Consider the following 12292-nt stretch of genomic DNA (forward strand, 5'->3'; position numbering starts at 1 on the left):
TAAACAAAATATGTTCAAGCTTAAAATTCTAAATTTCTACAGAATTCGAACCGTTCTTTACTCGATTAAAAGACGAGTAGACGATGAATATGAATTCGACGATAACCCATAATTATGCTAGGCTTAGAAAACCCTTGTTCTTTCTACCTATACTTCTATTAGTTCTGCTCATTCTATTTCTCTATTTTAATCATGCATTGAATGTATATGGCTATACGGTCATTCAGAAGAATAGCTTTTTCACAATAAATGCTTACCTCGGACAATATCCAAATCTTGAGTCTAATTTTACACAGTTTGGAGATTGTTTAATTAGCCTGTCACTATTGAGTGTTTTTGTATTATATGCGCCTAAATTATGGGAAGCATTGATATCAGCATCGCTAATTTCAGCTTTTTTTTCCATTGTTTTAAAAGTGGCATTTGCTGTGCCTCGACCTGCAGCGGTGTTTAATCAAACGAGTTTTTTGATTACTGGTAAGATGCTTCTTGGTAACAATAGCTTGCCTTCGGGCCATTCCATTACGATATTTACAACGCTGACCGTTATCATGTATGCTTTTATGCCGCAACGATTGAGTTATAAAATAATGTGGTTTTTTTGTTTAACATGTATTGGGTTAATGCTTGCTTTATCTCGCGTCGCGTTGGGAGCACATTATCCATTAGATGTAGTTAGTGGCTGTATTATAGGATATGTTTCGGGACTGCTCGGAATTTTTTTTAGCAGGGAATTTAAAATATGGAATTGGGTCAACGACCAACGGTATTATCCAATTTTCATTTTATTATTCCTCGTTTTCAGTATAGTATTGGTCAATAGAATAATTAATGATAATTTGCTAATATTTTATTTTACATTTATCTGCTTAATTAGTACACTTTATAAAACCATTACCGTTTATGCTAAAAAATAGCTTAAAACTAGTTCATTTTGTCCTTTTCATGAGTGTGTTGAATTTTATATTCTTCCATTTTCCATTTTATACTTTTGTTTTTAAAAATGTTGATTATAAAAGCTTTGGGGGCATTGTTCTCATCGGCAGTCTAATGGTTTTGATGCTGGTAATGAATGCTTTTGTACTTTATCTATTTTTTTCAGCCTCGCGTCGCTTCGGGAAATCGATACTTGTGTTGTTCTTTCTTATCAATTCAGTAGCCGTTTATTTTGTAAATACCTATAGCGTTATTTTGGATGAAACCATGATCGGCAATATCTTGAATACCCGTTATTCCGAGTCCAGCGGTTTCTTTTCCCTGAAATTGATCGTTTATCTCGTTTTTCTCGGTATTATTCCCAGTATCTTCATTATTAAAGCAAAAATAATAAAGGATAAACCAAAGAAGTTCTTTATCACTTCGTCACTTTCGCTATTATTTATCGTTATTTTAATATTCGCCAATGCGACTAATTGGTTATGGATCGACAAGAATTCGAAGACTTTGGGCGCACTTGCCATGCCGTGGTCTTATACCGTCAATATTTCGCGTTTTTACATTCACGAACATCAAAAAAATAAAAAAGAGATTTTATTGCCAGATGCGACGATAACTGACCACAAAAAGACAGTGGTTGTCCTTGTTATTGGTGAATCTGCTCGAAGGGATAACTTTTCCTTATATGGCTATCAAAAGAATACAAATCCGCTACTTTCCAAAACACCCAATCTTTATCATTTTGACGCAACTTCTTGCTCCACCTATACGACAGCAGGAGTAAAATGTATATTGGAGCATAAAAATACAGATGATTTGTACGAAATCCTGCCGAACTATCTCTATAGAAATGATGTCGATGTGATCTGGCGAACAAGTAATTGGGGGGAGCCACCTGTACATATTAAAGAATATGAAACAAATGATCAACTTGCCACAAATTGTAAGGGTGAAGGATGTGCTTACGATGAGGTACTTTTAACAGGTCTAAAGGAGCGAATATCCTCCAGTAAAAAAGATAAAATTTTGTTGTGCTCCACACAAGTACAAGCCATGGGCCAACATATAGCAAAAAATATCCCGCTCAATTCGAGCTGTTTAAACCTGTATGCAATAGTGTTGAACTCGGGAACTGTTCTAAAGAAGAGTTGATCAATGCTTATGATAACACCGTTGTTTATACAGATTATATTTTACATAATCTGATTGAGGATCTAAAACAATTGAAGGAATATAATAGTGCCATGTTGTTCGTCTCGGACCATGGCGAATCGCTGGGTGAAAATAACCTGTATATGCACGGATTGCCGATGAGCATTGCACCAAAAGAGCAATACGAGATTCCCTTTATTGTTTGGGTTTCTGATCATTCAAAACAGTTGAAACCAAATAAAACGTTGACCCAAAATCACGTATTTCACAGTGTGTTGAAATTTCTGGATATGAAAAGCCCTATTTATGATGAAAATATGGATATTTTCGAATAGACAGGATTGCGGGTACAGTTTGGTCTAAAACGGGATGGACTATGGCCAATCAGATCAATACCGGATGGTGGATAGGTTATGTTGAGTAAAAGAAAAGATTTATTTCTTTGCAACGCGGCTTATTCAGGACCGCAAGTTCAATCGTCCTGATTTCTCGCGCTACCGCAAAGAGATACGCGGAAAGTCTTTAAGGAGCTAAAAATTTTGCCCTAAACCTTAGGGCATTAGATATCAATCATCAAATTTTACCAGGACAATAGACAGATGGAAAATTTTAATCGAAAGAAGCATTGGGAAGACATATACGAAAACAAGCCGCTGGAATCAGTGAGCTGGTACCAGCCCAATCCAGAAGCATCGCTACATTTTATAGAGCAAGCTAACCTTCCAAAAAAGGCGAAAATCATCGATATAGGTGGTGGTGACAGTTTCCTGGTTGATTTCTTGCTGAAAGCAGGATTTGAAGATATTACTATATTGGATATATCCAACGCTGCAATTGAACGAGCGAAGAAGCGATTAGGGGATGAGGCGACTAAAGTCAAATGGATTGTTTCGGATATCTTGGATTTCGTTCCCGACGCAACTTATGATTTTTGGCATGATCGGGCCACCTTTCATTTTTTGACTGTTCGCCAGGAGATTGATCGTTACATCAAAATCGCAGATCAATCAATTGCGGTGGGAGGTATTTTAGTCGTTGGAACTTTTTCTGAACAGGGGCCAAAGAAATGTAGTGGCATTACTATTAAACAGTATTCAGCACAATCAATAAGCGATTTATTCCAGACATGTTTTAGGAAAATTGAATGTATGACTATTGACCATATAACACCCTTCGACACGAAACAGCATTTTGTGTTTTGCAGTTTTCGTAAATAGCTGTCATAGCTGGGGCGAACGCATTTCGTACAAATAGCGCATCGGTGTGTGGCTCGAATCTGCCCCTTTGTGCTAATTTTTATTGGAATTTTCCAATAAAAGTTCTCCCCAGGCATTTAATTTCCAGAGTACTTCCACTAAACTTTTCCCTAAGGGTGTCAATGAATACTCCACTCTGGGAGGAAGCTCATGGAAAGATTGTTTACTTAAAATACCATCATTGACCATTTCGGCCAATTGTTGGTTTAGCACCCGTCTATCAACTGTTGCAATACCACGAAGCATTTCACTTGGGCGTTTTTCCCCTTCATTGATACGCCAGACAATCGGAATTTTCCATTTCCCGCTAATCGCATTGACGGCAAATTCCAATGGACATATTTTTTGGTTTATTGCTTTCTCTGTTATACTCATAAAATTGACTTTTTTGCCCCATAGGGATAATAATATGCGGTATTGTGATTGTGCATTTACTTTTAAAACTTTGCAGAAATAACGTACAGCATCATGAAAAATTTAGAACACAAAATTGCTAAATTAAATGCGAATTTAGCTAATCTTCGTCTTGAAATAAAGGAAATATTTGGCAGATCCATTCAGGATTTTCAGTCTGGCGATCTAACCGAAAAGAGCCTGCAGATCGGGGACAAGGTCCCGAATTTTAGTTTGATGAATTCGCTGCATAGCAAAATTGAGCTCGGAAAACTTCTGGAGAATGGAACGGTTAGCGTGGCCTTTTTCCGCGGCAACTGGTGTCCTTTCTGTAATCCCGAGCTAAGACTAATATTGATGCGTTAATCATACAGCTATGAGCAAAGTACAACGTAAAGGGGCAAGGCGGACAGCTGATATTTCAATAGACTGCCTAGCCAGTCTGAACCGCGGTGAAATTGAAACTGCAAATCTTGTAGAGTGGCTAGCTGTTGACCAACGGCTTTTACTTGAGCACATTCTTCAGCAGAATGCGCGCATTCACTACTTAAAGCCAATCTTGCTGCTGTTGGAGCAGTTACAGAAACCGACGGTAAATTCCATCAATGAAACGATCGGACGTGCGCTGTTCGACATGATTACACAAAATCGTGATAATACCTTTCTGACAATATTATCCAATCATCCTGCAGATATCGTGCGTTGCTGGGCGACCTACGCGATTGGAAATGATAAACAGCTTGAAATTGAGGAACTGCTTTCATCAATACGTCCTTTTGCTGCAGATACACATTTTGGTGTACGAGAAATCAGCTGGATGGCCATCCGTAATAGGATAGCTTTTGATTTGGACAGGAGCATTACCTATCTGAGCCTATGGGCGATGGAGAAGGATGAAAATGTGAGGCGTTTTGCTACGGAGTCGACCCGACCGAGGGGCGTATGGTGTAAGCACATCGATCGGTTGAAGCAGGAACCAAGTCTAGCCTTGCCTATTTTAGAACCGCTAAAATCCGATCCTTCAAAATATGTTCGGGATAGCGTCGCAAATTGGCTGAATGACGCAAGCAAAAGCCAACCTGGTTTTGTTAGAGCACTTTGTCATCGTTGGGAAGAAGAAAGTAATACCAAGGAAACACACTACATTATTCGAAAAGCATTACGCACAATTTCGAAGTAAAAATTATCCGTGTCAGTATTCTGTTTTTTGCGTCTTTCTAGTTCATATTTAATTTTTTATGCAGTAGTTTATTTAGAATTATTAAAAATAATTGGAAATACTGTGTTAAAATACATTACATTTGCATCTGTTTAGAATCATTTTAAATAGATGTGCCTTTTTGTGCGCTTTTATTCTCACTTATGAAAAAGCTCTATTGGACTAGTTTTATTTTATTTTACACAATTGCAGTTGCGCATGCACAGTCGATATACATCCGGGGAAAGATCACTGATAGTAATAAGAAAGTCCTATTGGGAAGTACCGTTATTTTGGATCAGTTAGGATTCTCCAGTATGAGCGATGGGCGTGGTGAATATCGTTTAACCATCCCTAAAGAGCAGTATGGCAAACGTGTTACGCTATCGGTTTCCTACATTGGTAAGAAAAAGGTTGAAAGGACAGTCCTGTTAGATTCGATGCAAAAGATTGAAAATTTTTTGTTGCAAGATATGAGTCTTGCTCTTGAAGAAGTTGGGGTACAGGCGAAGAGAGGGGAGTTGAGCAACTCATCACTCGTATTTGATCGCGAAATGATTGAACGTTATCCGGCGCTAAGTTTAAACGATCTGTTGAACCGATTGCCAAACCGGAAGAATACAGCCCCTTCTGTGCAGGAGATGCAAAATCTGACGCTGAGAGGTGCTTTTAGTGAGACTACAGGACGATCGCGAGACGCGAATGAACTGAATAACTCCTTTGGTGTCGCTATCATAATGGATGACATGGTTTTGGGTAACAATGGAAATATGCAAGGGCGGAACGCTGGAATATTTGGCATGTCTTCCGCAACGAATGCAATTAGACCTTCAGATTATGGTTTAACCGGTCGACCGACAACGGGAAAATTCTATTCTGGAGAAAACGTGTTTAGCGGTCTGGATCTGCGTCAGATTCCGATAGAAAATATCGAACATTTGGAAGTTATTTCTGGCGTAGCACCGGCACGCTATGGCGATTTATCAAATGGTGCCGTTATTATCGAAAGGCAGGCAGGCAAGACTCCGGCTTTTTTTAGGCTTCAAGTGCGGAGCAATGCAACTTCATATGGTCTGTCTAAGGGAATGCAGCTCGGAAAAAAGCTTGGGACAATTAATGTGGATTTAGGTTATGTGCAGTCTTACGCAGACAATAGAGATAAGCTGAAACAATACGACCGCGTAAACGGAACTTTGATATGGACAAACTATTTTGGCGCAGATAAGCGTCTGAAACAAACCTTCTCAGGCTCTTACAATAAAGTTATTGATCAGGTCCGAAAAGATCCAGATGACCCACTCTCGAATGCCATTTCTTTTGGCGGCTGGGGTTGGAATGCTGCTAGCCGAACCAGTTACAAATTGGACCATAAATTCCTTAAAAGCATTAGTCTCAATGCAGGAATAAGTTCAACACTGCAGAAAACCTATCGGGAGTATTACTATAATGGTGCAGTCGTGCTTTATACCGATTCTGTGCAAACTGGAATTGTAGAAGGACAATATGCACCTGGTCAGTATACTGCGCTAGATCATGTGGATAATAGACCATTGAATTTAAATGCCCGATTGGAAGGAAATGCCATCGCAATTACCGGCGATATTATCCACAAAATAAACTTTGGAAGTAACTATAGTTATGACATCAACCGTGGAAAGGGGCGAATTGCAGATCCTTCTATTCCCAAAAAGGATCTTGGAGCGAGATCGGATAGGTATTATGATTTTTCATTAACAAACGCTTTGCAAAACCTGGGCTTGTATGCGGAGGATGCTATGCGGACAAAAGTATGGGGAAGGGATCTTAGCATGCGGGCGGGCATTCGCTGGGATCTTATGAATGGTCACTCTTCCATCTCTCCAAGAACCAATATCAATTATTCACTTTCTAAATCAACTCAGATTGGGCTAGCATACGGCTTATCCTTCAAATCTCCTGGATTAGCACAACTATATCCCGGGCCTACTTTTGATGAAATTATATTGCTCAACTCTTATAATGGTAAGGTTGACGAAAGTATGGCATTGATTTACTTGCGGCGTTATGAAAAAGATAATAGCAATCTCAAAAGTAGTGTAGGGCAAACGCTGGAATCATCGTTTTCATGGCATAAGAATGGGCATCAGCTACGTACGAATCTTTTCTATAAAAAAAATACGCGCGGAATCAACACGGTTACGGCTGATCAACTCATTGACTTGCCAACCTATTCGGCTACTGCGGTGCCCGGGGGTAAACCAATAGTTGAACAGACGGGGACGAGAAGCTATTTAATGTCCAATCTGTACTTCGCCAATAGTAATAAATCGTCCAATATTGGTGCGGAAGTCATGTATTCTACACCTAGAATTCAACAGATTATGACAACTTTCTCCGCTACTGCCGCATTTACCCTAGCCAATTCTAGTTCCAGTGCGCTGAGCCGTTTGAATTTTAATGCCGAAAAGACAGCGTTAGATGACGTTATCCTTGGATTTTTTCCGTCCAAATCTACCAAGAACTATTTAAGTCGAGCGCAGTTACGAAGTTCAACTCATTTTCCGGCTTTGCGTTTGATTATTGAACTGAGTGCAGACTGTGAATTATTAAACTACAATAAATCTAATTACCGAGATATTATTCCTGTAGGATATTATACACGTGATTATACGTATCATATCATTGATCAATTTGATATAAACAATCCGAAGCATCTCGAATTATACACAGCAAGGAAAAATGAAGCTGACTTGGTAAATATTGAAAACAACTACATCTACTGGAACTTTGGTCTCAATATGGCCAAGGAAATAGGCAAGAATATTTACCTGTCATTTAACGTCTATAATTTTCTGGATTACCAACCGCGCTTTTATAGGGAAGGAGCTTCTTCAGTGCAAGCCCCAAATTCATCTCCCAACTATGGCGCCCAACTGACTTATAAATTTTAACATAAAAACTAAACACAATGAAAACTCGTTACTTAATTCCTTTTCTCTTTTTACCTTTTATCTCCTGTAAAAAAGATAATACATCCGGTGTACAACCGCTGGATATTAAGCTGAATTTAAAATATGCTTCTGAAAATTTTAATACCAAGTTGGACTTAAGCAAGGTTATTGTTAAGATAACCAATCTGGCAACAAAAACCAGTGCTACATATTCTTCGTCCCAAGGTGTGGTCAACCTGACTTCTATTATACCGGGTGAATATGATATTGATGCTTCTATTACGATACCCAAAGCGCAATACAACAGTTTGACAGGAGAATCAAGTATTGAAGACGTGACATTCAATGCTTCGCTGAAAAAAATCAGTTTAACCAGTTCTACGACTTTGGATATGGAATTGGTTGCAGGTCTATTGGGCGACTTTGTCATCAAGCAGATTTACTATGCAGGTTCTGATAATAAAGAAGGAGCGGTATTCAGGGATCAGTTTTTTGAAGTTTACAATAATACAGAACGTGTTTTATATGCTGATAGTCTTTACTTTGGCCGGTTATGGGGAAGGCAATCTCCGACCAGTCAATCCGATTACTATCAATCCAATGGCCAATTGGATTGGAGTAAATCTTCAGGAATGGGCGGCTACGAATCAGAAAATACAGACTATGTTTACTTAAGAGATTTATTTATGATTCCTGGCAATGGAAAGACCTATCCAGTGGAACCTGGTAAAAGCATTGTAATTGCGCAAAATGCGCTAAACCATAAAGCACCGTTTGTTGGTAATAATGGAAAAGAAGTAGCCATCAAGAATCCGGATCTTACAGTAGATCTGAGTAAAGCTAATTTTGAGGTTTATTTTGGAGATATCCCTGGCAAAACTCCTTTTGCAACAGATATTGACAATCCGGCTGTTCCCAATGTGGAGATATTGGATTATACGGGGAATGACTGGATATTGGATAATTTAGGGCGGGATGCTTATGTTATTTTTAAGCACGCGAATCGTTCAGATGTGGAGAATTTGAAGAGCTATGCGGAACCGTCCATCAGTGTTCCGACTTCCACCGCAAAAAAAATACAGACAGTTACCTATCGGTTGGATTATGGATGCCGTAGAAGTACAGCCAAACACCAAGGACGCGAGAATTCCTAAAAAATTGACGGCGTCACAGGATGCAGGTTTTACTTTCGCACCATTAGGTGGCTATTCATCGCAATCTGTAATTCGCAAAACCGAAAAAACGAACAATGGAGTTCGTAAATTAAAAGATACAAATAATTCCACAGAAGATTTTATCGCGATAAAAGCAAATCCATTTGGATTTGGTGATTAATGAAAAACGGTTATTCCCAATACCAGCTTTTTCGTTGGAAAGCTGGTATTTTATAAAAAATACCTGAATGAAAAGTGTGAGATACATCATGTTATTTTTGGGGGCTTTCTTAGCCCACCACGCTGTCTTCGGGCAGAGTACGTCTAATTCTTTAGATTCAACAGCAGCTTTGACCTATTGGTATCAGCCATCATTTGTAATAATGCATGATATGGCCATACGAAATAGGGTATGGATTCCTGAGGAAATCAAAAATAGATCTTCTCTATTTGGTATTCGGCACAGCAGGGGGCAAGGGGACTTTAAGGCGGCGCAAGGAACTGATGGGCTCATTCAATCCCAATTGTATACGGAAGGGAAGACCGATTGGCGCAAAACTAGCTTTTGGGGAAGATTTTCATATGACCGCTCCGCAGAAGACAGTACTGCTTTGCGCCATCAGTCACGATGGAATGTCGATGCGCCATTGTATTTTGGTTCGTTGCGAAAAAATAAATACAGTCGAGAGACCTATAAGCTCGATGCGGGAATCCAAAGAGCATTCTTCGATGCTAAGCTCCCGATTTCCCTGGGCATCGATTATCGATTAGGCTCTCACTACTCCAATAATGATCCCAGAGGCGATATCAAAGATATGAACCTGCAGTTTGAATTGAGTGTTGGTCACAATCTGCCAACACTTTCTTATCATATTGCTGGTATTTGGGGATATGGTTCTGAACGGGTCAACGTGGGCTATAAAAATGACAAGTATACAACCAATACAGAAGACCCATTGTATGTCAATTGGATGATGAACGGTTTTGGAAGTGCGAGTGAGCGACTAAAAGAGATCAATTACAACGATATTATTCACCGTAAAGGCGTCGGCGCGCATATCTTGCTGAAAACCAATGATAGGAATAAGATCTATTTTAATAGTCGCTATCTAAATGAAGAACAATCATTCAGACGAAATGATAACTCAAAACAGACCTATTTGTCCTTAAATGATTATAAAAAAGATATCGGATCAATCGATTTTTTATGGAGCCGGCAGATGCATCGTAAGCGATTGCTAAGAGTAGCGCTGCAGGGACAAATTGAAAATGGACAGGATTTTAATTATAGTTATCTAGCAAATAACTACACCTATCGTCGGCATGAAATTTCGTTTAAAACTCAATTAGCCGTACATCAGTATTTGTTTGAAGGCCATGCTGGTATGTATAAGACCGAGAAAAAAGATGGTGTTAGTGGTAACCAAATGGAATTTGATCAAGTTAAACTGGGACTGGGACTGAATCGAACATTCCGGCTCGGCCAGTCGGCCGACATAATAGGAACAATCGGCTATACTAAACAATGGTCACCAAGCCATAATCTCTACGTATCTGAGTTGAATACAGGGGATTTTGGAAAGCAGATACTGTATCAAGATTATCTTTACGACACCGCTCCACGTAATAGCTGGAATATGTCCTGGGTATGGGGGCACGCATCATGCAAAGAACAATTGGAGCATACAGCTCCAGATGGATTATCAGTGTAGGGGTAATTTGGTACCGATAGACTATGAGTTGTCAAGTGTGCCAGGTAAAGATTGGTTTTCGGGTAAATTGGGAGTTTCTTATATATTTTAAAATAGTTATCGTACTTGTTTATAAGCATAATTAAGAGAGAATGAAAAAGCAGTTTTGTGTATTGGCTACTATTGTTGGTTTTGTGGGTTTGCTTTCTATGAAAGATCAACAGCAAGCCTTTGATGATGAGATACAGCTTTATTATCGACGGCCGGTGAGCGAATGGCCAAAACCAACAATTGATGCTGGGGCTCATTGGAATGAATTTAAGTCGCTACCCAAGATCGATACCGGTTATTTTTCTTTAATGGAAAAGCCTGATGTGAAGTTGGGGAAATATCTTTTTTTTGACCCCATTCTATCGGGAAGCAATCAAATATCCTGTAGTAGCTGCCACAACCCGCAAACTTCCTGGGCTGACAAGCTTACCGTGCCAGTTGGTAATGATCATCTTGAAGGCACGCGTAATACGCCATCGTTGCTCAATGTGTATGCACGCAAGGAATTGTTTTGGGACGGTCGTGCTGGTTCATTGGAGGAACAAGCCTTGGGGCCTATTGAGGCTCATCATGAAATGGATATGGAATTGACAAAACTGATTCCCAAGCTAAAGGCCATTTCCGCATACAACAAATTGTTTGTGGATGCTTTCGGGGAAGCCGATTATTCGATGCCAGAGGTGCTGAAAGCCTTGAGTGCTTTTCAACGGACATTAACAAGTAGGCGAAGTCGTTTTGATGAGTTTTTAGATGGCAATTATAAAGTGTTGTCAGATCAGGAAGTTCGCGGTCTTCATTTATTTCGCACCAAAGCGCGCTGTATGAATTGTCATAATGGTCAATTTTTTACCGATGATCTGTACCACAATATTGGTCTCACCTATTACAAACGGAAATATCAGGACCTGGGACGATACGAGATTACAAAGGATCCTGCTGATGTAGGACGTTTTCGAACACCATCGCTACGTGACGTGATGAATACCGATCCGTGGATGCACAACGGATTGTTTTGGAATATGACCGGTCTGTTGAATATGTACAATAGTGGTATGCAGATGAATTCCGCTACTGCTGAGCAGAAAGCAAAAGATCCACTTTATCCTGTAACTGATCCATTGATGCAACCCCTAAATCTGACAAAAGATGAAATAAAAGATATTGAGGCCTTTTTGCACGCCATCACAGGGACTTCTTATCGTATGCGCCGTCCCGAAAGTTTACCTAGATAGATGACAGCCGAACAATCGTGAAGCTGTGTTTACATACTGTTAGACATGCTATATTGAGAGTGGGGCAACTTCAGGATAGCTTCTTGCAAAAAAATGGTTATCCAGCTATTGGATAACCAATGTTTTAAACAGATACTGGTAGGGTGTTTATTTTTTCAAATATCGTGAATTCTAATGACTTATAAAGAAATTTTAAAAAGTTGGGCATATCTGTTTGTTTACCTCCTTTTTTTTGTTCCTACTAATTTGTATCTTAATAAGCTGTATAGCCATCTGCAATTTCTTGTTTTAGGGCCTTA

Annotated in this window: 9 protein-coding genes and 3 pseudogenes; 11 read left to right on the plus strand and 1 reads right to left on the minus strand. The window is 39.4% G+C overall.

The window, feature by feature from the left end; genetic code table 11:
• The first annotated feature begins 89 nt into the window (after positions 1 to 89).
• The 5 genes and pseudogenes from DTA23_RS10890 (at position 90) to DTA23_RS10900 (ending at position 3305) form a co-directional block, all read left to right on the plus strand.
• Positions 90 to 917: a phosphatase PAP2 family protein gene (locus tag DTA23_RS10890; RefSeq protein WP_201303617.1), complete on the plus strand. Its 828-nt coding sequence runs from the start codon at positions 90 to 92 to the stop codon at positions 915 to 917.
• 151 nt (positions 918 to 1068) lie between these two features.
• Positions 1069 to 1686: pseudogene (locus tag DTA23_RS30360) on the plus strand (phosphoethanolamine transferase domain-containing protein); the annotation flags it as partial.
• A 281-nt stretch (positions 1687 to 1967) separates the two neighbouring features.
• Positions 1968 to 2423 (plus strand): sulfatase-like hydrolase/transferase, encoded by a 456-nt coding sequence (locus tag DTA23_RS29000; RefSeq protein ID WP_256603418.1) that lies wholly within the window; start codon positions 1968 to 1970, stop codon positions 2421 to 2423.
• 23 nt (positions 2424 to 2446) lie between these two features.
• A pseudogene (locus DTA23_RS30365) lies at positions 2447 to 2636 on the plus strand (penicillin-binding transpeptidase domain-containing protein); the annotation flags it as partial.
• A 51-nt stretch (positions 2637 to 2687) separates the two neighbouring features.
• Positions 2688 to 3305 carry a class I SAM-dependent methyltransferase gene (locus DTA23_RS10900; RefSeq protein ID WP_112374707.1) on the plus strand — a complete coding sequence of 206 codons (618 nt, stop codon included), beginning with the start codon at positions 2688 to 2690 and terminating at the stop codon, positions 3303 to 3305.
• A gap of 72 nt (positions 3306 to 3377) precedes the next feature.
• Here DTA23_RS10900 and DTA23_RS10905 read toward each other — a convergent pair whose 3' ends face one another.
• Positions 3378 to 3719, minus strand: coding sequence for a winged helix-turn-helix transcriptional regulator (locus DTA23_RS10905; protein WP_112374708.1), 342 nt, complete (start codon positions 3717 to 3719; stop codon positions 3378 to 3380).
• Positions 3720 to 3812: 93 nt separating this feature from the next.
• Here DTA23_RS10905 and DTA23_RS10910 point away from each other — a divergent pair, with 93 nt between their 5' ends.
• The 6 genes and pseudogenes from DTA23_RS10910 to DTA23_RS10940 all read left to right on the plus strand — a co-directional run bounded on the left by DTA23_RS10910 (position 3813) and on the right by DTA23_RS10940 (position 11993).
• Positions 3813 to 4103 carry a redoxin family protein gene (locus DTA23_RS10910; RefSeq protein ID WP_112374709.1) on the plus strand — a complete coding sequence of 97 codons (291 nt, stop codon included), beginning with the start codon at positions 3813 to 3815 and terminating at the stop codon, positions 4101 to 4103.
• Between the two features lie 10 nt (positions 4104 to 4113).
• Complete coding sequence (locus DTA23_RS10915) at positions 4114 to 4917, plus strand: DNA alkylation repair protein (protein ID WP_112374710.1); 804 nt, start codon at positions 4114 to 4116, stop codon at positions 4915 to 4917.
• 182 nt (positions 4918 to 5099) lie between these two features.
• Positions 5100 to 7865, plus strand: a complete 2766-nt coding sequence (locus tag DTA23_RS10920) for a TonB-dependent receptor (RefSeq protein WP_112374711.1) — start codon at positions 5100 to 5102, stop codon at positions 7863 to 7865.
• Positions 7866 to 8551: 686 nt separating this feature from the next.
• Positions 8552 to 9200 (plus strand): annotated as a pseudogene (locus DTA23_RS31070) (DUF4876 domain-containing protein).
• A 67-nt stretch (positions 9201 to 9267) separates the two neighbouring features.
• Positions 9268 to 10731: a DUF6850 family outer membrane beta-barrel protein gene (locus tag DTA23_RS10935; protein ID WP_146753060.1), complete on the plus strand. Its 1464-nt coding sequence runs from the start codon at positions 9268 to 9270 to the stop codon at positions 10729 to 10731.
• Between the two features lie 131 nt (positions 10732 to 10862).
• Positions 10863 to 11993: a cytochrome-c peroxidase gene (locus tag DTA23_RS10940; protein WP_112374715.1), complete on the plus strand. Its 1131-nt coding sequence runs from the start codon at positions 10863 to 10865 to the stop codon at positions 11991 to 11993.
• Positions 11994 to 12292 lie beyond the last annotated feature (299 nt).

It is taken from the genome of Sphingobacterium multivorum, assembly GCF_900457465.1.
In the GTDB taxonomy this organism is placed as follows: Bacteria; Bacteroidota; Bacteroidia; order Sphingobacteriales; family Sphingobacteriaceae; genus Sphingobacterium; species Sphingobacterium multivorum.